Source organism: Streptomyces sp. NPDC046977, from assembly GCF_040644455.1.
Taxonomy (GTDB): domain Bacteria; phylum Actinomycetota; class Actinomycetes; order Streptomycetales; family Streptomycetaceae; genus Actinacidiphila.
This window is the reverse complement of the sequence record NZ_JBEYWO010000001.1, coordinates 600596-626311: the sequence shown is the minus strand read 5'-3', so window position 1 is coordinate 626311 and position 25716 is coordinate 600596. Positions and strand designations below refer to the sequence as shown.

At 70.0% G+C, this 25716-nt stretch carries 20 protein-coding genes; 13 read left to right on the top strand and 7 right to left on the bottom strand.

Annotated features, from left to right (window positions below; genetic code table 11):
• The first annotated feature begins 8 nt into the window (after nucleotides 1–8).
• From ABZ883_RS02430 to ABZ883_RS02400, 7 genes are all read left to right on the top strand, one after another.
• Nucleotides 9–680: an HAD family phosphatase gene (locus tag ABZ883_RS02430; RefSeq protein ID WP_360900152.1), complete on the top strand. Its 672-nt coding sequence runs from the start codon at nucleotides 9–11 to the stop codon at nucleotides 678–680.
• 158 nt (nucleotides 681–838) lie between these two features.
• Nucleotides 839–1063: a ferredoxin gene (locus tag ABZ883_RS02425; protein WP_360900149.1), complete on the top strand. Its 225-nt coding sequence runs from the start codon at nucleotides 839–841 to the stop codon at nucleotides 1061–1063.
• Complete coding sequence (locus tag ABZ883_RS02420; RefSeq protein ID WP_360900146.1) at nucleotides 1056–2483, top strand: FAD-dependent oxidoreductase; 1428 nt, start codon at nucleotides 1056–1058, stop codon at nucleotides 2481–2483. Before ABZ883_RS02425 ends, ABZ883_RS02420 begins: the two co-directional genes overlap by 8 nt.
• On the top strand, nucleotides 2480–3709 hold the full coding sequence (locus tag ABZ883_RS02415) for a cytochrome P450 (RefSeq protein WP_360900143.1): 1230 nt from the start codon (nucleotides 2480–2482) through the stop codon (nucleotides 3707–3709). Before ABZ883_RS02420 ends, ABZ883_RS02415 begins: the two co-directional genes overlap by 4 nt.
• Before the next feature lie 699 nt (nucleotides 3710–4408).
• Complete coding sequence (locus tag ABZ883_RS02410) at nucleotides 4409–5236, top strand: hypothetical protein (protein ID WP_360900140.1); 828 nt, start codon at nucleotides 4409–4411, stop codon at nucleotides 5234–5236.
• Nucleotides 5233–8346 carry an ATP-binding protein gene (locus ABZ883_RS02405; protein ID WP_360900137.1) on the top strand — a complete coding sequence of 1038 codons (3114 nt, stop codon included), beginning with the start codon at nucleotides 5233–5235 and terminating at the stop codon, nucleotides 8344–8346. Before ABZ883_RS02410 ends, ABZ883_RS02405 begins: the two co-directional genes overlap by 4 nt.
• Nucleotides 8347–8389: 43 nt before the next feature.
• Nucleotides 8390–13183, top strand: coding sequence for a hypothetical protein (locus tag ABZ883_RS02400; RefSeq protein ID WP_360900134.1), 4794 nt, complete (start codon nucleotides 8390–8392; stop codon nucleotides 13181–13183).
• A gap of 319 nt (nucleotides 13184–13502) precedes the next feature.
• Here the strand turns inward: ABZ883_RS02400 and ABZ883_RS02395 are convergent, their stop codons facing one another.
• The gene (locus ABZ883_RS02395) at nucleotides 13503–13928 is read right to left on the bottom strand and encodes a YjbQ family protein (protein ID WP_360900131.1); all 426 of its coding nucleotides are present in this window, start codon (nucleotides 13926–13928) and stop codon (nucleotides 13503–13505) included.
• Between the two features lie 237 nt (nucleotides 13929–14165).
• On the opposite strand from ABZ883_RS02395, the gene ABZ883_RS02390 reads away from it, so the two are divergent.
• Nucleotides 14166–14633, top strand: a complete 468-nt coding sequence (locus ABZ883_RS02390) for a hypothetical protein (RefSeq protein WP_360900128.1) — start codon at nucleotides 14166–14168, stop codon at nucleotides 14631–14633.
• A gap of 11 nt (nucleotides 14634–14644) precedes the next feature.
• Nucleotides 14645–15775 carry an NAD(P)-binding domain-containing protein gene (locus ABZ883_RS02385; RefSeq protein WP_360900125.1) on the top strand — a complete coding sequence of 377 codons (1131 nt, stop codon included), beginning with the start codon at nucleotides 14645–14647 and terminating at the stop codon, nucleotides 15773–15775.
• An 11-nt stretch (nucleotides 15776–15786) separates the two neighbouring features.
• On the opposite strand, the gene ABZ883_RS02380 is transcribed toward ABZ883_RS02385, so the two are convergent.
• A complete protein-coding gene (locus tag ABZ883_RS02380) occupies nucleotides 15787–16809 on the bottom strand; it encodes a LacI family DNA-binding transcriptional regulator (RefSeq protein ID WP_360900227.1) in 1023 nt (340 codons plus the stop codon).
• A gap of 198 nt (nucleotides 16810–17007) precedes the next feature.
• Nucleotides 17008–17328, bottom strand: coding sequence for an L-rhamnose mutarotase (locus ABZ883_RS02375; protein WP_360900122.1), 321 nt, complete (start codon nucleotides 17326–17328; stop codon nucleotides 17008–17010).
• A 192-nt stretch (nucleotides 17329–17520) separates the two neighbouring features.
• On the opposite strand from ABZ883_RS02375, the gene ABZ883_RS02370 reads away from it, so the two are divergent.
• From ABZ883_RS02370 to ABZ883_RS02360, 3 genes are read left to right on the top strand one after another with little or no spacing between them, the layout of a single operon-like run.
• A complete protein-coding gene (locus ABZ883_RS02370) occupies nucleotides 17521–18285 on the top strand; it encodes a (Fe-S)-binding protein (RefSeq protein WP_360900119.1) in 765 nt (254 codons plus the stop codon).
• Nucleotides 18282–19766: a LutB/LldF family L-lactate oxidation iron-sulfur protein gene (locus tag ABZ883_RS02365; protein WP_360900116.1), complete on the top strand. Its 1485-nt coding sequence runs from the start codon at nucleotides 18282–18284 to the stop codon at nucleotides 19764–19766. Before ABZ883_RS02370 ends, ABZ883_RS02365 begins: the two co-directional genes overlap by 4 nt.
• Nucleotides 19763–20410 carry an LUD domain-containing protein gene (locus ABZ883_RS02360; protein WP_360900113.1) on the top strand — a complete coding sequence of 216 codons (648 nt, stop codon included), beginning with the start codon at nucleotides 19763–19765 and terminating at the stop codon, nucleotides 20408–20410. The genes ABZ883_RS02365 and ABZ883_RS02360 overlap by 4 nt, the downstream gene beginning before the upstream one ends.
• Nucleotides 20411–20435: 25 nt before the next feature.
• Here ABZ883_RS02360 and ABZ883_RS02355 read toward each other — a convergent pair whose 3' ends face one another.
• From ABZ883_RS02355 to ABZ883_RS02340, 4 genes are all read right to left on the bottom strand, one after another.
• The gene (locus ABZ883_RS02355) at nucleotides 20436–22088 is read right to left on the bottom strand and encodes a bifunctional 3'-5' exonuclease/DNA polymerase (RefSeq protein WP_360900110.1); all 1653 of its coding nucleotides are present in this window, start codon (nucleotides 22086–22088) and stop codon (nucleotides 20436–20438) included.
• A gap of 45 nt (nucleotides 22089–22133) precedes the next feature.
• Nucleotides 22134–22535 carry a hypothetical protein gene (locus tag ABZ883_RS02350; RefSeq protein ID WP_360900107.1) on the bottom strand — a complete coding sequence of 134 codons (402 nt, stop codon included), beginning with the start codon at nucleotides 22533–22535 and terminating at the stop codon, nucleotides 22134–22136.
• A 68-nt stretch (nucleotides 22536–22603) separates the two neighbouring features.
• Nucleotides 22604–23251, bottom strand: coding sequence for a hypothetical protein (locus tag ABZ883_RS02345; protein ID WP_360900104.1), 648 nt, complete (start codon nucleotides 23249–23251; stop codon nucleotides 22604–22606).
• A gap of 9 nt (nucleotides 23252–23260) precedes the next feature.
• Entirely contained in the window at nucleotides 23261–24991 is a 1731-nt protein-coding gene (locus tag ABZ883_RS02340; protein ID WP_360900224.1) for an ABC transporter ATP-binding protein, read from the bottom strand.
• 211 nt (nucleotides 24992–25202) lie between these two features.
• Here ABZ883_RS02340 and ABZ883_RS02335 point away from each other — a divergent pair, with 211 nt between their 5' ends.
• Nucleotides 25203–25658, top strand: a complete 456-nt coding sequence (locus tag ABZ883_RS02335) for a MarR family transcriptional regulator (RefSeq protein WP_360900101.1) — start codon at nucleotides 25203–25205, stop codon at nucleotides 25656–25658.
• The last annotated feature ends 58 nt before the right edge of the window (nucleotides 25659–25716 follow it).

Genomic DNA, 25716 nt, shown 5'->3' with positions numbered 1-25716 from the left:
TGGACGGCATGACTCTCCCCGCGGTGATCTTCGACCTGGACGGCACGCTGGTCGACAGCGAGCCCAACTACTTCGAAGCCGGCCGCCGGCTGCTGGCCGGCCACGGCATCGACGACTTCACCTGGGAGCAGCACGCGCGCTTCATCGGCATCGGCACCCGCGAGACGCTGGAGACCCTGCACGCCGAGTACGGGCTCAGCGCCTCCGTCCAGGAACTGCTGGACGCGAAGAACCGGCTCTACCTGCGGCTGGCGCGCGAGGCCACCCATGTCTTCCCCGGGATGCGCGCGTTCGTCGACCTCCTGCACGCCGAGGGGCACCCGATGGCGGTCGCCTCGGGGTCCTCGCGGGAGGCGATCGCCGCGGTGCTGGCCGGCACCGGGCTGGGCGCGGTGCTGACCACCGTCGTCTCGGCGGAGGAGGTCCCGCGCGGCAAGCCGCAGCCCGACGTCTTCCTGGAGGCGGCGGCGCGCCTCGGGGTCGACCCGGCCGACTGCGTCGTCGTCGAGGACGCCCCGCCCGGCGCGGAGGCGGCGCACCGCGCGGGCATGCGGTGCGTCGCGGTCCCCTACCTGCCGTCCCAGGCGGACGACCCCGCCTTCGCGACGGCGGGGCTGCTGGTCCGCGGCGGACAGCACTCCTTCGACGCGCGCGCCGTGCACGCCTGGCTGACCTCCTGAGCCCACTGCCGGGGAGGGTGCCCGGGGCCCGGGGCTGAGGGGACTTCGGCGGCGCCGCTCGAATGGCGCGCGTGGTCCCCCGGCCTTAATGGTGGTGTGGGGACCCCGCTCGTCGGCGTCCCCGCCCGCCACGGCCCGCAGCAGGAGGAGGCGGAACGGTGAAGATTGTCGTCGACCTCAACCGGTGCCAGGGGTACGCGCAGTGCGCGTTCCTCGCGCCCGGCGTGTTCGAGCTCCACGGCGAGGAGGCGCTGCTCTACGACGCCGGCGCCTCGGACGAGGAGTACGACCGGGTGTCCCGCGCCGCGTCCGCCTGCCCCGTTCAGGCGATCCTCGTCGAAGGTCCGGCCGGGGTGGCCGCGGGGGTGGGTTCCCATGACTGACCAGCGCACGGAAGGGCGGGCGGACCAGCGGGGGGACTGGCTCACGGCGCCCGAGCGCATTGTGATCGTCGGCGCCTCGCTCGCCGGGCTGCGGGCGGCCGAGGTGCTGCGCGACGAGGGCTTCACCGGGTCGCTGACCATCATCGGCGAGGAGACCGAACGGCCCTACGACCGCCCGCCGATGTCCAAGGCGGTGCTGCTCGGCCGGATGCCCCCCGAGCACGCCGCGCTGCCCGCCCGGCGCGAGGTGGACGCGCACTGGCGCCTCGGGGTGCCGGCCACCGGCCTGGACCTGGCCGCACGACGGGTACTGCTGCGCGACGGCAGCCATGTGGAGTACGACCGCGTGCTGATCGCGACGGGCGTCCGCGCCAGGCCCTGGCCGGACGCCGCGCAGGCCTCCCTGGAGGGGGTGTTCACGCTGCGCACCATGGAGGACGCCCGGCAGCTCGTCGCCCGCCTGGACGCCGGGCCGCGCCGGGTGCTGGTGATCGGCGCCGGCTTCACCGGATCGGAGATCGCCTCGGTGTGCCGCGAACGCGGCCTCCAGGTGACGGTGGCGGAACGCGGTCCCGCGCCCCTGGTCGGCGCGCTGGGCGGCGTGATCGCCGCCGTCGCCGCCGACCTGCAGCGCGAGCACGGCGTCGACCTGCGGTGCGGGATCACCGTCACCGAGCTGGTGGGCGACGAGGACGGCCGGCTGCGCTCGGCGCGCCTGTCGGACGGCTCCACCCTCGACTGCGACGTGGCGGTCGTGGCGCTGGGCGCGGTCCGCAACACCGAGTGGCTGCACGACTCGGGCCTCGGCGCCGGGCCGCGGGGGCTGGCGAGCGACGCGGGCTGCCGGGCGTTCGACATCAACGGGGTCGTGACCGACGACGTGTTCGTGGCCGGAGACGTGGCGCGCACCCCGCACCCGCTGTACGAGTACCAGCTGCTGGCCCTGGAGCACTGGGGCAACGCGGTGGCGCAGGCCGAGGTGGCGGCGCACAACATGGTCAGCTGCGGGCCCAGGCGCCGCCCGCACCTGGCCGTCCCCGCGTTCTGGTCCAGCCAGTTCGGGGTGAACATCAAGTCGGTCGGGGTGCCGTCGTTCTCCGACGAGGTCGCGATCGTGCAGGGGGCGGTGGAAAAACGTTCCTTCGTCGCCGTCTACGGCTACCGGGGCCGCCTCACCGCCGCGGTCTCCTTCAACCAGAGCCGCTGGCTGGACTACTACTGCACGCTGATCGAGGCCGCCGCGCCCTTCCCGCCCGACCCCGGCACCTTCGACCGGCCGGAGGACGTCGTGGTGCAGGCCGCCGACGTGCCCGACCCGTCCCAGCTCTCGCACGGCCCCACGGTCGCGGTCACCGGGCACCTGCCCGACGAGCGCCGCGTGGTCCGCGTCCCCCCGACCGTCCAGGAGGCCCGCGCATGACCAACGAGACGATGCTGAAGCGGATCAACGACTTCGCCCACCGCGGCGACCCGTACCCGCTCTACGCCGAGCTGCGCCGGACCCCCGTGGTGCGCCAGGACGACGGCGCGTACCTGGTCAGCACATACCGCGAGATCAAGGCGCTGCTGCACGACCCGCGCATCAGTTCCGACCTGAGCCACCGTCTGCCCGGCGACCCGCAGGCGGCGCAGGCCGAGGGGCAGCCGCCGTCCTTCATCCGGATGGACCCGCCGGACCACGACCGGGTGCGCCGGCAGGCCATGCGCCCGTTCGGGCCGCCGCACACCCCGGACCGCATCGCGGGTCTGCACGACGAGATCGCGCAGGTGACCGAGGGGCTGCTCAACTCCCTCGAAGGGCAGAACCGCATCGACGTCGTCGAGGACTTCGCCTACCCGCTGCCGGTCAGCGTCATCTGCCGCCTGCTGGGCGTACCGCGCGAGGACGAGCACCGCTTCCGCGCCTGGGCGGACCGCATCGTGTCCTCCACCGGTGTGCGCACCCGCGGCAGCACCTTCAGCGAGGACGACGAACAGGCCCGCAAAGAGGCGATCACGGAGATGGGCGTCTACATGGCGGGGCTGCTGGAGGAACGCCGCGACAGCCCCACCGAGGACCTGATGTCCGGCCTGGTCCACGACGACGGCCCGGACGGGCGGATGGCGCCAATGGAGCTCATCGGCAGCATGGTGCTGCTGTTCATCGCGGGCCACGAGACCACCGTCAACCTCATCACCAATGGGATGCTCACGCTGCTGCGCTACCCGGAGGCGATGGAACGGCTGCGGCAAGAACCGGAGTTGATGCCCTCGGCGGTGGAGGAGCTGCTGCGCTTCGAGCCGCCCGTGCACATGCTGCCGCAACGCACACCGCTGACCGACATCGAGATCGCCGGCGTCACAGTGCCCAAGGGCTCGCCGCTGATCCTCGTCCTCGCCGCGGGCAACCGGGACCCCGGCCGCTTCGCCGACCCCGACCACTTCGACCCGGCCCGCACCGACAACCAGCACTTCGGCTTCGGTAGCGGCATCCACAGCTGCTTCGGCGCGCCACTGGCCCGCCTGGAGACGCAGATCGCCCTCACCGCGATGATCCGCCGCCTGGACAACCCGCGCCTCGCCGAGGACCCGCCGCCGTACCGGCCCAGCCCGGTGCTGCGCGGGCCACGCCACCTGCGGATCGAGTGCGACGGGGTGCGCGCCTGAGCGGAACGGTGGACGGTGACGGGAACCGCCCGTGCTCGTCATCGACCACGGCGACAACCACAACATCACCGCCGCTCAGATTGTCCGAAACCGGCGAAGTCCTTGACTCCCCCGCCGGTACCGCCGCAGCCCACACCCGAGAGAGTGCTCTGCGCCGCGCACTGCCCTAGGTGGCAGATGCATCGTCAACGAGCTCAGGTGGCCGCCACTGGCAGCCACCCACGCCAGCGCGCGACGAGGCCGGACACGGCAGAACGAATGAGCGACGTGCCGGTCTGGCAGCTCTGACAGCCGACGGTGCCGCCGTTCATCGGCGTAAGCGGCTCTCACAAGCCGAGCAAGGGCGCCCATCTCCCACCGCGCGTAGGGGCCGCGCGGGTACAGGGACCTGCGCTTGGCATCACATGATCAAAATAGCGAGGCCCGCCGCCCAGAGACCCCACTCATCGTCAGCTCAAGCATCTTCGCCTCCACGAAAGCGGTGAGCCCTCGTTCGATCTCACCGACTCGTAACGCGTCCAGATTTCACAGGTCACGGCCACACCGTCGAACAAGTGCCCATGCCAACCTGCCCCTCGTCGCAACTCATCGTCGGACGAAAGACAGACGATAGGCCTGCTCCGACCGATCCGGCTGTGGCATCCTGAAGCCCAGGCCAATTGGTCCGTCTCAACGCACACTTGGCGAATCGGGGAGACTATGGTCGACATCGTTGCGATCCACGGCATCAACATGCACCGCTCACAACGTGCAGTGATGCAGGAGAGCTGGCTCGCAGCGACAGTGAAAGGCCTGGCTAACATTCGAAGTCCACTTGCTGCAACCCTGTCCCTCGAATGTGCCTTCTACGGCCACGAATACAACGACGGCAAGGCCGGTGGCGAGCCGGAATACGCCGCGATCGACCTCGAACCCGGCCTCGAGGAGGAGTTGCTGATCCACTTCGGCATCGCCCTCGAGCAGAACTCCGGCGGCAGCCGGCAGCAGGACACCAAGTTCTACCTTCCAGGGGCGGTGCAGCGCGCGTTGGTGGCGATTCAGCGCAGCGATCTTTTCGACGGGCGGGACAGCCGAGCCATTGCTTTCGTGAAACAGGTCAACCGATATCTGACTGACCGCGATTTCCGTAAGCTCGTTCACCTCGAGGTGTCGGCCGCGATGGAGCATGCGCCACGTGTGGTCATCGGCCACTCACTCGGCAGTGTCATTGCCTACGAGTGGTTGCGGGAGAACAAGCCGGCGAACCCGCCCGCACTGATCACTCTGGGATCGCCCCTGGGTCTGGAACCGGTCCGACGACGCTTGGACCCGAGTTACGGGCCTCTGGGCCTGCCGGGCCGGGTCCGTTCATGGACCAACATTGCCGCAGGTCACGATGCGGTTGCCATGGTCAAGGAGCTGGGCCCCTTGTATTCGGGGGAAATCCGCGACCTGCCCTGCGACAATCCACGCAAGTCGTCACACTCGGCGCTTACCTACCTGGAGAACGTCCGCACGGCACGGGTCCTCGAGGTGGAGTTGGCATGAGACCACGAGGCTTCTTCTGCCTTTCGGGAGTCGGCACCCACGACGAGCGTATCCGCTCGAAGATGGGCGTAACCGATCTCGCCGGCGTGCCCATGGAGCTCAGAACCATGCGGCAGTCTCTCGCCTCGCTCGGGCTCGAGGAACACCTTTCCTTCACATCCGAGGAGCGCAGGCATGACGAACTCGCGCGCGACCTGCGCATCGTCGACGCCCCACCAGACGCCGAGACACTCGTCATCTACTGCACCGGACACGGGGTACTCGAAGGTTCTGAATTCTCACTGCTGCTGCCGGACGGGGTTCTGTACGATCCCGCTTCCATAATCGCGCCGCTCGCAGCTGCAGGCTGGAGGAACCTTCAGCAGGTTGTGTTCATCATCGATGCCTGTCACTCCGAACCCGGCCTGGACGCGGCACTGTTCAAGGCCCGGACGGCGTACTCCCAGAGGGCGAAGCTAGGGTTCTGGGGGATCGGCGCGAGCCGTCGCCTTGAGGAGGCTGGGCAAGGATTGTTCGCAGCCGCCTTCGCCAAGGCCGTTAACCGGTCCGCCCAGCCCTCCTGGTCGAAGCGCTACCTCGATCCCGGCCCCATCGCGCGCGAGGTCGACCGGGCATTGGGGCCCGAGCAATCTGTCTGGCTCGCCGACGGGCACCCCGCCCACCAGTGCCGAGCGCTGCCCAATCCCCATCATCAGAGCCTCTCGCCTCCGAGAGGCCTTCCCCTTCCGGCTGATTGGGCGGCCAGGGCACGGGGGGTCGCAACCGCCGACCTGCCTGGCTTCTTCTTCGTGGGCCGTACCACGCTCGTACACGAGCTGCGCAAACACCTGACAGCTCAGGGCGACGATCCGGTCGTCGTGGTCACGGGTAGCCCCGGGGCAGGAAGGAGCGCGTTACTCGGACACCTTGCGATGACGGCCCACAAGGATGGGCGCCGGTCGACACCTGGTGAGATGACGCTCGTACGGCCCGAACTGCCGGCGTCCTTGGCCGCGGCCAGGGGAACTCCGACCGAGGTGACAGCCATGCTGCTCCGGGAGCTCGGTCCGCACGGCGAACAGGACCTAGTCAACGTCTTGCGGTCGGCCCCAAAGCCCCTGGCGCTGATTCTCGACGATCTGGACGAATCCACCGAACCCGAGGCGTGGTCGGAGTTCTTCGGCATACTGCGGTCGATCCCGGACGTCCGCATGGCAGTCGGCCTTGCCGCTTCATCAAAAATTCCCGTCGGGGATTCGTTCCGAGTCCACGACCTCGATGATCTCGAGGAGGAATGCGCCCAGGACATACGGGAGTATCTCCGACGCCAGGTCCGACTCGCTGTTCCAGGCGCCGGAGAGCAACAGATCCGCCGAGCGGTGGATGCGCTCGCTCCACGGGTGGGTACGGAGTGGGCAGTCGCTGTCGCGGTCGGGTCCCTGTCACGTACCCCGGCGGGCGACAAGTCCATCGGCGGCTTTCTGGAACAAACGGTCAAAGCCCTGGACGCGGCCGCACATCGGGTTTGCCGGGAGCGTGTCGGATCCCTGCTCGGTGAGAAGGCGAAGGGCATCGTGTACGCACTCTCGGCCCTCTGCACATATGGAGACACGATTGCCCTGCCGGCCGTGGAGTGGGCTGCAGCGGCATCGCAGCCAGGAGGGCCACGCGTCCTCGTCCACGACGTCACCACCGCCGCAGGTCTGATGCGCTCACTGGTGGAAAACCGTCCCGCCCCGGACGGATCGGCTCGCTGGCGTGCTCGCTTCGGCCATCCGGACGGCGGTGGACATCCAAAGCCTGAGACGTTCCTGCAGCGCTTACCCCAGATCACCGACTGGCGGACCACTGACTGGCAGGCGGTCGACTCCAGCGTGCAAGCGTTGACGTCACGGGCGGCCGCGCTGGGCCTACTGCCCGGCAGTCTGCTCGACGATCCAGAGTTTCTGGTGGAGGCCCCGCCATCGGTGGTCTCCCGTGCGCTGCAGCAGCAACGGCACGCCCCTGACTACCGAACCGCCCGGTCACGCATGTGGTCACTCGTTCCTCACAACGCCCCAGCCGCCGATCGAGCCCTGATGCTGCGCATCGGAGCGGAACGCTTCGGGGTCACACCACTCGTGACCGCGTTCCGGACGTCGGGCCGTACGAACGTCGGGAATCCGCCTCAGTCATACGCGGAGATCGACTGGGTTCAGCCGGACAACCCGCGTTCGTCCCGCATGACACATATGGCGGTCACGTCTGCGGGCAGGCTTTCAGCGGTCGTCACCATCCAGGACGACGACTCACTGTCCTTCTGGGACCCATCGGACGGCAGAAGCCTCCGTCCGACGATCTCTGTGCAGGGAACCCCGCGCGACGTCACGGTCGCCGTCGTCCAGGGCAGGGCTGTCGCACTGGTGTCAACCTGGCAACGCGAGATCTGGCTGATCCCATGTCATGAGAACGATCCACCCATGGCACTGCGAGGACTCGTTCCGCCCTGCGACCCTCACCCCGGTGAGAGCGGCGGCAGATCGCCATCGGTTCCGTTGCTTCTGTCACTGCATGCAAGCGGTCAACTTGTCGTCTCGACGGGGCCGACCGCTTGGGCTGGTGGACTGGACACCGGACAACCGCTACGCATGTTGGCGACGATGGACTCGGAGATTCTTTCCGTCCGCACGGCTGGACCGGTCACCGCACCAGTCGTGTGGTTCTCGTCGGCGTCCGGCCACGTCCGTTGTCTCCCCCTTCGCGGTGCACCCACCAGGACCGTGTCCCCGTTCCCCGTCCCGTACCGGCCGCTGGCCCTCGCCGTGTCCGAGACCGGCGACCAGGTTCTGGTCCTCGACGCTTCCGGCAATCTGCACCTACGTGGCACGGGCCGGCAAAGCGCCATGCGGACAAAGACCCATCGTTCGGGGATCAGGACCGCCTCGCTCGGTGACTCGACGATGGTCATCGGTGGATCGACAGGCCGCTCCAACTGGCTGGAGGTCTTCGATCTCTCCTCCCCCGCGACTCCCGCCCGGCTTCTTCCGCTCGACGAGGCCCCGGTCGATGTCGCCCTGTACGAAGGGAATCGACTTCTCGTGGCGCGGACCTGCGGACTGCTCTCCCTGAAACTGGCAGGACGATATGGCTGAGGCAACCCAGTCCCCACCCTCCGGGCCACCCGACCGGGACCAGATGACAGCGGGCTTGGTCCTCGCCCGGACCGTACTCGCCGGTCCGCAACCAGCAGGGGAGACGACCTGGCGGCATCTGGCCGACTTCCACACCACCGTCGTCCTGCCGCTGCTCAACACCCCCGACATGCCGGACGCCGAGCGTGACCAACTCCTTCGCTGGGCAAGTGCGTGGGATGGTGCCGCCGTACTGACGCAGCTGGCCGAGGCCGCTCTGGATGCCGGAGCCATGCCCGACGACCACGTCGAGTGCCTCTTGGAACTGGCCGATCTGATCGCCGGAACCGACCCCAAGGGAGACCTGCCGCGCCCTTCCCGAGTAGATGTACTGATCGGCATCGTCGGGGGCGAGTGCGTCGTGCTCGCGGTCGGCGAGCATGACAAATCACCTCAGCACTCAGCCATCGGTGAAACGGAACGTACCGCAGCGGCGGCCGCAGTCGGCACCGTCCTCTCGGCATACCAAAGCAGAGATCCGGCAGCGGCCTCCTGGCCGTTCCGACCTCACCTCCACTGGCCGGCCACGGTGGCCCTGTCGCCGTCCGGCACCGATCTGCCGCTGGCTCTCTGGTTACTGGGCGAGATCTTCGAACTGCCTGCCGCTTCGGCGCTCAGCGTGGGCCGGTTCGACGGTGCAGAGTTCCAGCCGCTCCCCCAGTCGCAACTAGGGTCGTGTGTCGCCGCGGCTCGAACGGCACGCAGAGACCTGTTGGTTCCCGTGGCCACAGGCTGGCAGCACCACCCGGCCGACGGATCGCCGCACAAGGACATTCGTGGACCACGAACGCTCGACCATGTCGCGTCCTCGCTGTGGGGCGACAGGTGGGCGCAGGCGAAACGCCAGGCGCACCGGCGGGAACTTGAGCTGTTGGGGTGGCACCCCGTCGATTGGCACAGGGCACCCGAGGACCAGCCCATTCCGGACCTTAGGATCAGCCAGGTAGGCCAGCTGGAACGTCATTTCCTCGACAAGAGCAGCCCCGGATCGGTCGCCGTGCTCGGCGGCACCAGGCACAGCGGCCGGAGCGCCATCGTGCGTCAGCTCGCGGCCAACCTGGCCTATCGCAGACGCCCTTGGCTCGTCCAGGTAATCTGCGGATCCACCCGCGAACTCCCTGACCGTCACGTCGCACTGGCGGTGGCAACCCATGCCATGGCCGCCGTGGCCCGCCCCACGGACGACTCCGACCGGCGGCTACTCATCTTCGAAGATCTGCAACCGACCGGTGACGGCAATGCCTCCGAAGCCCTGCGATTCGTAGCAGAACAACTCAGGATCACTGTCTTGGGGGTAGTGGAATACGCCGCGAACTCGCCCGTGGACTGGGACACCGACAACACGTACGTGGCCACGGCCGTCGTCGGAACCGAGGCACGGAAGCGGTTCGTCGAGGACCTGGCGCATGCCGACAGCACACTCAATCCCGGTCCAGCGCTTGCCCTTCTGGACTCCGGCGAATCGGCCGACCTCCGTACACTCACCAGAAAGATGAGTGGTGATCCCGGCCTTGCCTCCCGGCGCTCCGTCCGTTTCCGAGAGCTGCAGAGATGGGAGCGCTCGGCACTGGTCTTCACAGCGGCGGTCAGTCTGGCGGCCGGCGACGTCGCCGCGGAACGGGTCGACGGGCTGGAGGATGAAAACCGTCGGCTCTTCGGCATGGATCTGGGGCGGACCCCGGGGACTGTGCGGATCGCCAGTGTGGACGACTGTCTCGCGGTGTTCGAACTGCAGGCAGCCGAGAACGGAATTCAGGCGCAAGGAGAACCGCGGTGGAAAACGCTGAACTCCGCGGTCGCCGCGCAACTCGGCCCTGAGTTGGACGATTTACTGCGGGATGCCAGTCCACGGGCAATCGAGCTACTGCACGGTGTCCGGCTCTTTCACCAGGAAACGTGCCAATCCTTGCTGAGGGCAGCGGGCCACAGCAACGCTCTGAAGGACTGGGCGGCAACCGCGCCCCTTCTCAGCGTCACACGGATCGCCGGCCTCTGCGATCTCATGCCCGACGGTGTGGCGCAGGATGTGGTCACGCAGATGGTTCACAGGGCATGTCGTGGAGGAGTCCGGCTGTCTGCCAGCCAGCTCTTGGCTCTGATCCACGCCTACCAGCAGGTCGAACACCTGCTGACAGGTGACCTCATCGACGAACTCGTGGTCTGGCTCATTGATGAGATCGACGCGGTATTCGCCGCAGTTGACGGGCGCCCCGACGAGCGTTTCGCCATGCTCCTGGCGCTGGACCGCCTGAACCGGGACGACGCCGCCGGCCTGGTGGCCGACCGATCCTTCGACACACTTGCCGGTCTCACCGTCTCCGTGGAGGACTATCGGCTGGTACGGAGAGTTGACCAGCTCTATCGCCGGGCGTCCCGCAAGACAGGCTACGAAGCACCCTACTTCCCGATCGACCAGGAAGATCCCGTCCAGCAGTTACTCAAGCGCAAGCCGGACCCCGACGACGGCATCGGCGTGCTGCTTGAGGCCATGAATCTACGCCTCAGTCTCGTCGACCATGACTGGGAGATCACGTTCCCGGCGTACGAGACTGCGCTGAACCAGGCATTCCGGACAGCCACGGCGGCCGAGCTCGCGCTGGGCCTTCAAGGGATCCGCTCCCCCATCCCTCAATTCGGCACATGGCTACTCAAGGAGTGGAAAGGCTTCCCGGAGCGTGTCGCGGAGCTGTTCAGGCGCAGCGCGGGCGCCACGGATGCCGCCGCACTGCTCAACGCCGTGGCCAGAGCGAACGTGTTCACAGCCTTCAAAATCCTGAACGAAGGCGCCTCCGGTCAGTTGGCCCGCATGATGGCCCGACGGGCCTCGGAAGCGCGGGATGCCAAAGGAATCGGACAACTCCTCTCCGTCACACGGTCGATCGAAGACCTCTTCACGGAAGGCAGCAACACCTTTTCCACAGACCTGGCCGAGGCGTTCGGTGCCGACCGAATCATCGATCTACTCAAGCATGACCCTCGTATCTCGGTCCGGTACCACGTCATCAAGGGTGTGTGGGACTCCCAGGCGAGCTACCGGAGCGAAGTACTGGACGTCGCGCTGTCCGTCGTTGTCGACGCCATCCGCCAAGGACGAAAACACTGGGGTCCCGAGATCGCCCTGTGGCTCGTGAACGACCCAGAGTTCGGCTCGATCGCGCTCTCGGAGATCCAGAACCAGGTTCGCAACCAACAAATGCTGTCCGGGATGACCCGGGCGACCACCGCGCATGCCCGCGCGGTGTTCCACCGGCTGGGCCGAGTGGTGCACCCGGACGTCCCAGCCCTTTACCTGCACCAGTGGGAGCTCATGCCATTCGTCGAGGGTCTCGCAACGACGAGCCCCACAGCCGCACTGGAGGTCTGCGCCGAGGTTGCGCACACCCTGATGGATGCCGATATTTCTGATGCAGGTCGGCAGATCGCCGGCGCGACCGGCGGCGCGAGTCGGTGGACTCCCCGCTTGCGCACCGTACGCAATGAAGAGTCGTTCGTTCAGGCTGTCCGCCACCTCACGGCGCTCGACCCTGCCACAGCCGGAGAGACGCTCGACGGATTGCGGAAGGCGACCAGCCACGTCACGATCAACGGCCGCCCCGCAGACGCCCTGCTGGCGCGGTTGCGCCGTGCACTCCTGGGCGAGCCGACCCGTGCACCGGCCATGCTGCGGGCCATCCACAACGTGCGCCCACAACTGGCCAAGGATCTGCTGGACGACGTATCAGCAGACCGGCACGCCAACTTCGTGTTCCGTGGGGAGATCCAGCAGATTCAGAATCCGGTCGCGCAGTCGACCGCTGCACGCGACCTGGTAAAAGTCGGTGTCACGCGCGAGTCCGGACGTGCTTGGATCGAGCCGGTGTACAAGGCTCGGATCCAGGGGCTGCACCGCTTCAGCAATCCTCGGGCGGTAACGGCACTTTTGCGGATGATGTCGGCCTGGGACTCCGGGTGGGGATCGGCTGCGGCGCAAGGCGTCAACATCACACGCATCAAGAACAGACTGGCTTTCGCCGCGATCGACGATGTGGCCGATGCCATCGAACTGGTCCGTACAATGGCGGCCTTGGAAAACACTGCCGGCGCCCAACAACTTCTTGAGGTTCTCCTAGATCTCGACATCACGCGGCTCGGCAACCGCCTCCAGGTCACCTCACTCTGCTCGCTGGTGGATGTGCTCAGCGAAATACTGCCCGAGGCAGTGCCACGCATTTCAAGGACACTCGCCACGGCGCTCCAAGCCCTCGTAAATCACATGATCGTCAGCGACGAACGTGCACACTGGCTCCAGGTGGGACGGGCCAGCCGAATCCTGAATCAAGTTGGGGCACCCCCGTCGTTCGTCGGTGAACCACCGACGGCACCCAACATGGCGTATGCGGCGGTAGTCGCTTGGGCGGCAACTGGACTGGGCCAACTTGGCTGGAGGGCCGATGCCCTCGGCCGGGCGGCGTCGCGCCTCACCTCTCTGCACTCGGTGCCGAACGTTACGGATCGAGCGTGCCTCCTTTCGGCGACCGGCAAGGGCTGGGCATCCAAGTTGAGGAGTGACCAAACCGGCTGGAACGTCGGGAGAGCTCCCTTCTGGCTGTTGCGGGCCTTGTATGCGGAGGAGGCCACGGATCCCTACGTAGCACAGGTGCTCTCCACCTGCGAGTCCACGATTCGCGAGCGCATAAATGAGGACATCAGCCGGTCTGACTGGGACGCCAGTCGACTGCAGTTGATCCTCAATACCCGAAGTTTCCTCCATTCCCAGCCAATCGACGAGACCATGCATCCGCCCCTGTCAGAAACCTAGGCCGCGCCTGGACGATCAGCAGCGGCCGACCCTTAGGTACAGTGGCCGGGGTTTCTATGCCAACCGGTCCAATGACGCGGCCCCACGGCACCCGTGCCGCTACTTGGTTCGAAATTCAGGCAACTACTCTTCCACCCCCTCGAGGCGAACTCGTCGACCTTTTCGGCGAGGACCGGCTCATTGCCACCGCGGACAGGGAAGGCGCCCGGCTCCCGCAGATCGGCTGCGTCGGCACGGATTGGCTGCGTGTACCCGACGAGGACACCGGTTGGCTGCCCTCGCCAAGGGAGTCGTCCACCCGTAGAACTTCGAGAGCGACTCACCCGCCGAAGAAGCTCAACCGCACCTGGCGATCGGGGTTGTCCTTGTTCGTGTCCACCAGCACCACGGACTGCCAGGTGCCGAGTTCCAGCGAGCCGCCGACCACCGGGAGCGTCGCGTGCGGTGCGACGAGCGCGGGCAGCACATGGTCGCGGCCGTGGCCGGGGCTGCCGTGGCGGTGCCGCCAGCGGTCGTCCGCCGGCAGGAGGTCGTGGAGCACGGCGAGCAGGTCGTCGTCGCTGCCGGAACGGGTCTCGATGACCGCGACACCGGCGGTGGCGTGCGGGACGAAGACGTTGAGCAGTCCGTCCCGGCCGCGCGCCACCTCGCGCAGGAAGTGGGCGCACGCGGCGGTCAGATCGTGGACGGTCTCGGTACCGCCGGTGGTCACATTGACGAGGCGGGTGGTGAAAGCGTCGGCCATGCGTCCATGGTGGCGCAGGCGGCACCGACACGCGTTCCAGGGGCGGGGCGCCTCCGCTGCCGTCCCGCGAGCGTGCGCCCGGCGCGTTCGCCGCAAGGGGTATTTCGGCCTGAACTCGCCGCGTACGGGACGCTGGTGACGGCCGCCCGTTCGGCGGCCGTACCCTATTGGTCTGGACCACTTCCCCGAACCGGGATAGTGTCCCGTTGCCCGTCCGCGCGCCGAAAGGGAACCCACGTGTACGCATCGCGCCGCGTCGCCGCCCTGGTCGACGCCTGCCTGCTGCCCGTCCCACGCACCCGGCGGCCGCCGGAGTGGCTCCGCCGCGGCCTCGAGCTGGCGGGCGCCGTCACCATCGCCGTCCCCGCGGCGCTCAGCGGCGGCCCCGTCGCGACGGAACTCCTGCGGGACGAGGCCGGGCAGGGCGCCGTCGTGATCAGCGAGCCGCTGGACACCGCCGAGGTCGTCGAGGGCTGGGGCGTGCCGGGCGCCGCCGTACTGGCCTGGCTCTCCGGAGTGGACCTGCTCCAGCTCGGCCCCGGCTGCGACGCGGGCGTCCAGGAGGCCATCCGCACCGCCGCGGCACGCGCCGTCGCCGACGGCGACCTGCCCCTGTCCCGGCTGGAGGAGGCGGCGGCACGGGTCGCGCGACTGCGCCGCGAGACGGCACCAGAGGCACCGGGAAGCTTCCCGGCATCGCCGTAGTTGGTGGAAACGTGAACCACACGGACGCCAAGGGCGTCAGGCACGTCGAAGCAGCCGTCATCGGAGCCGGTCAGGCCGGACTGTCGGGGGCGTACTTCCTGCGCCGCTCCGGCATGCTCCCGGACGAGGACTTCGTGGTCCTGGACCACTCCCCCGGGCCCGGCGGCGCCTGGCAGTTCCGCTGGCCCACCCTCACGTACGGCAGGGCGCACGGCGTGCACTCCCTGCCCGGGATGGAGCTCGAGGGCGCCGATCCCGCGCGGCCCTCCTCCGAGGTCGTCGCGGAGTACTTCGACCGCTACGAGCGCACCTTCGACCTCCGCGTGCACCGCCCGGTCGACGTCTCGACGGTGCGGGACGCCGGCGACGGCCGGCTTCTGGTCGAGACCGACGCGGGCACCTGGTCCACCCGTGCCCTGATCAACGCCACCGGCACCTGGGACCGGCCCTTCGTCCCCCGCTACCCGGGCCAGGAGACCTTCCGCGGACGCCAGCTGCACACCGCGAACTACCGCGGCCGCGAGGAGTTCGCCGGCCGGCACGTGATCGTCGTCGGCGGCGGGACCTCCGCGGTGCAGCTCCTGATGGAGCTGCGGGAGCCGGGCGGCGCGGCCGACACGACCTGGGTGACCCGGCGGCCGCCGGTCTTCCGTTCCGGCCCTTTCGGCGAGGACCAGGGCCGGGAGGCCGTCGCGCTCGTCGAGGAGCGCGTCAAGCAGGGCCTGCCGCCGCAGAGCGTCGTCAGCGTGACCGGGCTGCCCATGACGGAGGCGATGCAACGCGCCCAGGAGCGCGGCATCCTCGTCCGGCACCCCATGTTCGACCAGGTCACCCCGGACGGCGTCACCTGGGCCGACGGACACCATGTGCGGGCGGACGCGATTTTGTGGGCCACCGGCTTCCGGGCGGCGCTGGACCACCTCGCCCCGCTGCACCTGCGCGAGCCGGGCGGCGGCATCCGCCTCCAGGGGCTCACCCAGGCGGCTCTCGACCCGCGGGTGCACCTCATCGGTTACGGCCCCTCCGCGAGCACCATCGGCGCCAACCGTGCGGGCCGCAGCGCCGTCCGCGAGATCCGCGCCTATCTGCGCGCCGGCCCAGCCGAGGCGGCCGAAGCGACTGAGGTGGCTGTCGCGGGCTGACCCCTCCCGGGTCAGCGCCCCGCGCGCCCCTTGCCCAGCGTGGAGCCACGCACGACCAGCTCCGGCTGGAAGACGATGCGCCGGTGCTCGTGCTCCTCCGCGAGGTCGCCGGTCTCCTCTATGAGCAGGTCGGCGGCCGCCCGGCCCATCCGGTACGCGGGCTGCCGCACGGAGGTCAGCGGCACCGCGGCCGCGGCGGCGAACTCGATGTCGTCGTACCCGACGAGCGCGATCTCCTCGGGCACCGCGATCCCCGCCGCGTACAGCGACTGGAGGACCCCGAGCGCCAGCAGGTCGTTCGCGCAGAAGACCGCCGTGGGCCGCTTGGCCATGCCCAGCAGCCGCGCGCCCGCGTCCCGGCCCGAGGCGACGTCGAGCCGGTCGGCCTCGATGTGCGCGAGCGCGTCGGCCGGCAGCCCCGCCGCGCCGAGCGCCGCAAGCGCGCCCGTGCGCCGGTCCTGGCACTGGGCCAGGTGCATCGGGCCGCTCACGTAGACGATGCGCTCGTGGCCGCGCTCGATGAGGTGGTCGACGGCCAGCCGGCCGCCCTCGATGTCGTCGACGGACACCGAGCACGCCTCCGCGCTCGGCACGACGCGGTCCACGAACACGAAGGGGATGCCGTGCCGCCGGAACGACTCGATGTTCCGGCCGCTGGTGTCCGCGGGCGTCACGAGCACCCCGCGGACCCGCTGCTCCGCGAACAGCCCCAGGTACTCGGACTCCTCCGCCGGGCTCTCCGCGCTGTTGCAGAGCATCACCCCGAGCCCGGTCTCCCGCGCGGCGCGCTCCGCGCCGGAGGCGACGTCAACGAAGAAGGGGTTGGCCATGTCCAGGACGAGCAAGGCGATGATGCGGCTGTGCCCGGCGCGCAGCTGACGGGCGGACTCACTGCGGACGTAGCCGAGTTGCTCGATGACCGACAGCACCCGCGCGCGCGTGTCCTCGGAGACCATGCCGGGCCGGTTGATGACGTTCGACACCGTGCCGACCGAGACGCCCGCCTGTCGGGCGACATCCTTGATCCCCACCATGCGTGTCACGGGTTCCGCCCCACCGCCTTCCGCGACCCGCCGCAGGCCGCGGGTTCATGCTACGCACTGGTGACGACATCGGCGCCCGCCGTCGTCATACACCTGTCGTCCGGGTTACGCGCCGCCTTCTCCTCCGTGTCCGGAAGCCGCCCCAAGGTGGCGGCGGCGCACCGGGCGGGAGCGCACCCCTGCGCCCTGTCACGCCAGGTGGAAGACCTCCGTCAGGGGGCGCATCGCCTCGTCAGGCCGGGCACCGTCCAGCGCCTCGAAGAACTCCCCCATCTCCGCCTGCCAGCGCGCGTTGACGTCGGTCTCCGCCATGGCCGCCTGCGCGGCCGCGAAGTCCTCCGTCTCCAGGTAGCCCACGAGCAGCCCGTCCTCCCGGAGGAAAAGGGAGTAGTTGTGCCAGCCGGTGGCGGACAGCGCCTCGCGCATCTCGGGCCAGACGGAGGCGTGCCGCTCCTTGTACTCGTCCAGCCGGTCCGCCCGGACCTTCAAGAGAAAACAGACGCGCTCCATGCCCGGTCCCGGCCTTCCCGAATCTGATATGAAAGGTTTCAATGAGATGCCGGGGACGTTAGGACACTCCGGCATGGCACGTCAATGCGCTGCGTCGGCATGCGCAGACATCCGATCTCTGCTTCACAGCGATCGACAGCTGCGGCAGTATGAGGGGCCTGCGGGCGGCCGCATGCACCGGGAGGAGGCCAGATGCGCGTAGCGCTCTTCGTGACCTGTGTGAACGACACGCTGTACCCGGGGACGGGCAAGGCGGTCGTCACACTGCTGGAGCGGCTGGGGGTGACCGTGGACTTCCCCGCCGCACAGACCTGCTGCGGCCAGCCGCAGTTCAACACCGGCTACCGGCACGAGACCGAACCGCTGATGAGGCGCTACGCGAGCGCCTTCGAGGGGTACGACCACATCGTCACCCCCTCCGGTTCCTGCGCCGCCATGGTGCGGGACAACTACCCGCGCATGGGCGACCGGGCGCGCGCCGAGGGACGCGGCGGCGAACTCGCCGCGCTGGCCGAGTCGGTCGTGCCGCGCACGTACGAACTCACCGAATTCCTCACCGATGTTCTCAAGGTGACTGATGTGGGGGCATACTTCCCGCACAAGGTCACCTATCATCCGACCTGTCACGGCCTGCGCATGCTCGGACTGGGCCGCCGCCCCCTGGAGCTGCTGAGCCACGTGAAGGGCCTGGAGCTGGCAGAGCTGCCGGGCGCCGAGGAGTGCTGCGGCTTCGGCGGCACCTTCGCGGTGAAGAACGCGGCCGTCTCCGCCGCCATGGGCGCCGACAAGGCCCGCCACATCACCGGCACCGGTGCGTCGGCCGTGTGCACGGTCGACAATTCGTGCCTGATGCACATAGGCGGCACACTGGCGCGGCTCGGCTCCACGGTGCGTCCCGTGCACCTCGCCGAGATCCTGGCCTCCACCGAGGACCGTCCCTACGGAGGCATCCGATGAGCGGCACCTATCTGGGCATGCCCGCTTTCCCAGTGGCCGCCGGGGAGGCCGTGCAGAACGAGACCCTGCGCGGCAATCTGCGGCACGCCACGCACACGATCCGCGACAAGCGTGCCAAGGCGGTGGCCGAACTCTCCGACTGGCAGCAGCTGCGCACGGCGGGCAAGCGCATCAAGGACGACGTCCTGCGCCACCTCGACCACTATCTGGAGCGCCTGGAACAGGCGGTCACCGCGGCCGGGGGCATCGTGCACTGGGCCGCCGACGCCGACGAGGCCAACCGGATCGTGACGGAACTGGTCAAGGCGACCGGCGAGACCGAGGTCGTCAAGGTCAAGTCCATGGCCACGCAGGAGATCGGGCTCAACGAGGCCCTCGCCGAAGCAGGGATCGCCGCCTACGAGACGGACCTGGCCGAACTCATCGTGCAGCTCGGCGACGACCGGCCCAGCCACATCCTGGTGCCGGCCATCCACCGCAACCGCAGCGAGATCCGCGACATCTTCAACGACGCGATGGCGCGCTGGGGCCGCCCGGCGCCCGAGGACCTGACCGACACCCCGGCCGAACTGGCCGAGGCGGCGCGGCTGCACCTCAGGGAGAAGTTCCTGCGCGCCAAGGTGGGCATCTCGGGTGCCAACTTCATGATCGCCGAGACCGGGACACTGGTCGTGGTGGAGTCCGAGGGCAACGGCCGGATGTGCCTGACGCTGCCCGAGACGCTGATCTCGGTGGTCGGCATCGAGAAGGTGCTGCCGGCCTGGCAGGACCTCGAGGTCTTCCTCCAGTTGCTGCCGCGCTCCTCGACGGCCGAGCGCATGAACCCGTACACCAGCACCTGGACGGGCACGACCGACGAGGACGGTCCCCGGGTCTTCCACCTGGTGCTGGTCGACAACGGCCGCAGCGACACCCTGGCCGACGAGGTGGGCCGCCAGGCGCTGCGCTGCATCCGCTGCTCGGCGTGCCTCAACGCCTGCCCGGTGTACGAACGGGCCGGCGGCCATGCCTATGGTTCGGCCTATCCCGGCCCGATCGGGGCCATCCTCACCCCGCAACTGCGCGGCACGGACACCGCGCTGGACGCCTCGCTCCCGTACGCCTCGTCCCTGTGCGGGGCCTGCTACGAGGTCTGCCCGGTCGCCATCGACATCCCCGAGGTGCTGGTCCATCTACGTGAGCGGGTCGTCCAGGGCGGCGAGGTGACGCGCGGCGGCAACAAGGTCGTCCTGAAGCCCGCCAAGGGGCACGCCGCCGAGCGCGCCGCCATGCGCGCCGCGCGCTGGGCGCTGGACCATCCCGCGGCGCTCCGCGCCGGGCAGCGGCTGGCGTCCCGCACACGCGGCCTGCACCCGCGCAGGCTGCCCGGAGCGGGCCGTGCCTGGACGGACACACGAGACATCCCGGCCGTACCGGCGGAGTCCTTCCGCGACTGGTGGCGGCGCACCCGGGGCACCGAGGGCTCGGAGGACCGCACATGAGCACCCGCGAACAGATCATGGGCCGCATCCGCCGCGCCCTGGCCGACGTCCCGCGCGACGAGGCGCCGGGCCGGGGGCCGGGCGGACCCGGCTATCTGCGCGTGCACGGTGAGCGGGACCCCGGTCAGAGCGCCGATCTGCTCGCCGAGAACCTCACCGACTACCGCGCCGTTGTCCACCGTACGACCGCGGCCGAGTTGCCCCTGCGGCTCGCGGCCCTGCTGGCCGCCCGCGGGGCACGCAGCGTGGTGGTGCCCGCCGGGCTGCCCGGCGGCTGGCTCGCCGAGGCGAAGGACGTCGAACAGGTCACGGACACGGCGGAGTTGACCGCCTTCGCGCTCGATGCCGTGGACAGTGTCGTCACGGGCTGCGCCGTGGCGATCGCCGAGACGGGCACCATCGTGCTGGACGCCGGGCCGGACCAGGGGCGGCGCAGGATCACGCTGGTGCCGGACCACCATGTGGTGGTGGTACGGGCGCCGGAGCAGGTCGTCGACTCGGTGCCGCAGGCGCTGGAGCGGCTGGACCCGCTGCGTCCGCTGACGTGGATCTCCGGGCCCTCGGCGACGAGCGACATCGAGCTGGACCGGGTGGAGGGCGTGCACGGCCCGCGCACCCTGGAGGTCGTGCTCGTCACGCCGTGACCGTCCCGCGGTCCTGCGCGGGGGCTCACTTCGCCTCCGCGTAGGACCGCACCACGTGCGTCTCCAGCGGGAAGGACACCGGCGTCGGCCCGAACAGCAGACGGCGGGCCTCGTCCGCGGCCTCCGCGACCGCGGTCCCCGCCTCGGGGGCGAGTTCCTCGGGGGCGTGCACGATGACCTCGTCGTGCAGGAAGAACACCAGCCGGGGGCCGTCGAGCGCGGCCAGGCGCCGGCGCAGCGAGGCCAGCACCGCGAGCGCCCACTCCGCCGCGGTGGCCTGGATGACGAAGTTGCGCGTGAAGCGGCCCCAGGCCCGTGCCTGCGCGTCGCTGAGGTCCTGGCGGTCGGTGGCGGGCGGCGGCGACGTACGGCCGAGGTGGGAGCGGACCACTCCCCCGCCCTCGCCGGTTCGCGCGGCGGACTCCACCAGCCCCATGGCGTCCGGGAAGCGGCGCCGCAGCACCTCCAGCAGGGGTCCCACCTCGCCGGTGGTCTGCCCGTACATGGCGCCCAGCAGGCCGAGTTTGGCCCGGGCGCGGTCGCCGCCGAAGGCCGTACGGGCCAGGGCCGCATAGAGGTCGCCCTCGGCTGCGGCGGCCGCGAGCCCGGGATCACCGGAGAGGGCGGCGAGCACCCGCGGCTCCAGCTGCCCCGCGTCGGCCACGACCAGGCGGTGCCCGGGGTCGGCGACCACGGCCGCCCGCAGCTGCCGAGGGATCTGCAGCGCACCGCCCCCGCGGGTGGCCCAACGGCCGGAGACGACACCGCCGACGACGTACTCGGGGCGGAACCGCCCGGCGGGCGCCCAGTGTTCACGCCACGCCCAGCCGTGGGCGCTGTGGATGCGGGAGAGCTCCTTGTAGCGCAGCAGAAGGCCGGCGGCGGGGTGCTCCACCTTCCGCAGGACATGGGAGCGGGTCGAGGTGATGTGCACGCCCACCCGCTCGAAGGCGGGCAGCAACTGGGCGGGAGAGTCGGGGTTGACCGGGCGGCCCAGCGCTTCCTGGATGGCGGTGGACAGTTCGCTGAGCACCTTGGGCCGGGTGCTCCCGGGCGGGCGCGGGCCGAGCAGCCCGATCAGCACCTCGTCGTGGGCGGTGGCACTCCAGGGCAGGCCGTCATGGGACATCTCCGCCGCGGCGAGCGCACCGGCCGACTCGGCGGCGCACAGCAGGCGCATCCGGTCGGGGTGTTCCGACAGGGCGATCCGGCGCTGCTGTTCGGCGTGGACGGCGATCACGGCGTCCAGGGGATCGGTGCCGGGCGGAAGGTGATGGCGGTCGGCGGCGAAGAGCACCGGCTGGTCGTCGGCCCCGCCCTCGGGCGCGTCCGCGGGCACCGGCAGCCCGTGCAGGCGTGCCCAGGCGGCGCCCAGGGAGCGGGGCAGGCCGAAGCGCTCCTCCGAGCCGAGGAGCAGGGCCTCGACGAGCTTGAGGTCGTGGCAGCGCGCGGGGCGGACCGGCAGCCGTTCCAGCAGGGGCGGGTAGATCTCGTCCGTGGCGGCCCAGACCCAGCGGGGCGCCTGGTGCCTCTCGCGGTCGGCGACGGCCGCGGCGAGATCGGGGACACTCTCCGGCGGGCCTGCCGGGGTGCCGTCCTCGCGCAGCGCGCGGAGCCGCCCGCCGGTCCCCAGGGGATCGGCGACGACGGCGACGGACAGGCTCCTCGGCGAGGTCACACACCGAGCGTAGGACGGGGCACCGACAACGCCCCGGGACGGCCGTCAGCCGTCGGCGTCGCGGCTCACCTTCAGCGCCCACAGCACGAGCGGCAGCTGAAGCGGCAACCGCGCGTAGGCGGCCTTGCGCAGTGGCGCGGGGCGGTCGCGCCAGTCGCGGGCCATCTTCACGTTCGCCGGGAACACCCCGGCGAAGAAGGCGGCCGCCAGCAGCGCCCCGGCACGGCGGGTGCGCGGCAGCGCGATACCGGCGGCGAGGGCGAGTTCCACCGCGCCGCTGGCATAGGTCCAGGTGCGTGCGTCGCCGGGCAGGACCTTCGGGACGATCGCGTCGAAGGGCCCGGGCACCACGAAGTGCGCGGTGCCCGAGGTGGCGAGCAGCCGGGCCAGCAGCGTGGCGGAAAGGTCGGATCGGCCGGAGCGAACGGAGCGGCCTGGCTCTGCCATCGGGGACCTCCTGCGGATGTCGGCGCCGCGGCTCACGTTAGCGGCGGCCCCCGGCACCGCGCGGCGGATCACCGGTCCCGGCGTGTGCGCTTGCTCACCCGTCCCAAGAAGCCGCGGCGGGCGGGCCCGGTGAAGGGCGGGAGCCCGGCGAAGCCGGGTTCGGCGCCGAGGGTCCCGGCGAGCCGCGCGAGCGCCGTCCGCACCCGGGTGAGCGGGTGGCCGGGGAAGCGCGCGTCGTACTCCTCGGCGTCGGCGCGGTGGAAGGGCAGCCCGCCGCGCAGCCCGGGGGCGTAGGGATGCTCCAGGAAGTACTGTTCGGGCCCGAGTTCGGCGAGCACCATGGCCTCGCGCATCCCTGTGACGCCGTCTTCAAAGGCCTGCACCTTGGCCACCGCACTGCAGGCCGCCCGCGGCAGGGTGTACGTACCCAGGAACGCCTGGCCCCTCGGCCGGTCCGGCAGAGGCACTTTGAGCACCTGCCGCACCGCCGGCAGTCCGGCGACCCGCACGACGTCAGCCTCGATGAGGCCGCCGCCCGCGTCGGCCGTGAAGCGGGCGAGTGCCTGCCGCAGCCGGTCCGGCTCCTCCAGGGGCGCCGGTATGTCCGGCGGCAGGTCGAAGAAGTGCAGGCTGATCACATCGCCGTGGTCATCGGCCCAGGTGTGCTCGGCGACCTGCCGGTAGCCCGGCAGGTCCGCACCGTCGAGTGGTCCCATGGTCAACGATCATGCCGTAGGGGCGAGTTCGGTGTCACGGCGCACCAGGGCCGCGTACCGGCCTTCGAGGGCGAGCAGTTGGTCGTGCGTGCCGCGCTCGGTGATCCGTCCGTGGTCCAGCACGACGATCTGGTCGGCGTCGCGGACCGTGGACAGGCGGTGCGCGATGGTGATGGTGGTCCGGCCCGCCGAGAGGGCGTCGATGGCCTCCTGGACGGCGTGCTCAGTGCGGGTGTCCAGGGCGCTGGTGGCCTCGTCGAGGATGAGGACCGGTGGATCGCGCAGAATGGTGCGGGCTATGGCCAGGCGCTGCTTCTCGCCGCCGGAGAAGCGGTAGCCGCGTTCGCCGACGACGGTGTTATAGCCGTCCGGCAGGCCGGCGATGTGGTCGTGGATCTGGGCGGCGCGCGCCGCGGCGGCGATCTCCTCGTCAGTGGCGTCCGGCTTGGCGAAGCGCAGGTTCTCCGCGACGGAGGCGTGGAAGAGGTACGTCTCCTGCGAGACGACGCCCACGGACGCGGCAAGAGTGTCGAAGGCGAGGTCCCGCACATCGGTGCCGTCGAGCGTGACACGGCCCTCGGTGACGTCGTACAGGCGGGGCACGAGGTAGCTGAGCGTGCTCTTGCCGGAGCCGGTGGCGCCGACGACCGCGAGACTCGTGCCGGCCGGCACCTCCAGGTCGATGCCGTCCAGGGTCCGCTCGGGCGAGGCGGAGTCGTAGGAGAAGCCGACGCCTTCGAAGCGCACGTCGCCCCGGGCGCGTTCGAGCCGTACGGGCTCGGGCCGCTCGGTGATGTCGACCGGCAGGTCGAGGTATTCGAAGATGCGCTGGAACAGTGCCAGCGAGGTCTGCACCTGCACACCGGTGGCCAGCAGGCTCACCGTGGGCCGGAACAGCCCCTGTTGCAGCGAGACAAACGCGACCAGGGTGCCGATGGACACCAGGGTGCCCGAGCCCTGGACGACGACACCGGCCGCCCAGTAGATCAGTGCGGGCATGGCGGCCATCACGATGCCGATGGTGGACATCCGCCACCGCCCGGCCATGTTGGAGCGCACTTCGAGGTCGACCAGTCGCTCGGACTCGTCGGCGAAGGAGCGGGTCAGAGATGCGGAGCGCCCCATGGTGCGGCCGAGCAGGATGCCGCTGACCGACAGGGACTCGGTCACGATGGCGGACATCGCGGCCATCTGCCGCTGTCGCTGGGTGGTGATCTTCTTTCGTTCCGTGCCGACGCGGCGGCTGATCCACACGAAGACCGGGAGCAGCACCAGGGAGACGAGCGTGAGGCGCCAGTCCAGGGCGAGCATGGCGACGACGCCGGCGACGACGCTGGTGGCGTTGGAGACCAGCGAGGTCGCGGTGGACGTGACGGTGGCCTGCATGCCGCCGATGTCGTTGGCGATGCGGGACTGCACCTCGCCGGTGCGGGTCCGGGTGAAGAAGGCGAGCGACATGCGCTGCAGCCGCTCGTAGACGGCGGTGCGCAGGTCGTGCATGACGCGTTGGCCGACCGTGGTGGATATGAGCGTCTGCAGGACGCCGAAGACGCTGTTGAGGACGGCGGTGGCGATCATGCCGAGGGCCAGCAGGCTCAGCAGCCCGGTGCGGCCCTGCGGGATCGCGGTGTCGAGGATCGCGCGCAGCAGGAAGGGCGAGGCGACCGAGACGAGGGAGGCGGCGCCGACCAGCAGCCCGACGAGGGCGAGGCGGCCGCGGTAGGGAGTGAACAGGCCCAGGACACGTCGTACGTCGGTGGTCCGGGCGGGATTCTTGGGCGGTGGGGTCCACTGCGGGGATTCACCGGGATGCAAAGGGCCTCCGAGGGCGGGGGGATGGAACTGCGGCAGGACACGCACGTTCAGCCGGACAGCGGTACAGCAGGACGATGCGAGTGTAGTTCATTGTTACCTATACTCACAATGAACCGCATCCTGATAATCTTGAGCCATGGAATCGCGTATCTCCGCCGCGGACGCCGACGGGTCGAGCAGCCTCGCCGAACAACTGCTGCGGCTGACCCGCCGGCTGCACCGCGTCCAGCGACGTCACCTGGAGCCGCTCGGCATCACACCGGCCCAGTCGCGCATGCTGCGCAGCGTCGCGCACAGCGAGGAGCCGCCCCGGATGGCCGATCTCGCCCAGCGCCTGGAGGTCGTGCCGCGGGCGGTGACCACGCTCACCGACGCCCTGGAGGAGCGGGGCTTCGTGCGCCGCGTGCCGGACCCGGCCAACCGCCGCGTGGTGCGCATCGAGATGACGGCGGAGGGCGAGGGTGCGCTGCGGCGATTGCGGCAGGCCCGGCGGGCGGCCGCGGAGGAGATGCTGGCACCACTGGACGCGGCCCAGCGCGATGCCCTGACGGCGCTGCTCGCCGTCCTGGACACCGCGCCGGGCCACTGCTGAACCGTCCGGTCCCCCCGGGGCCTGCCGCGCCGCCTTCGGCGCGGGCCCCCGGGACGCG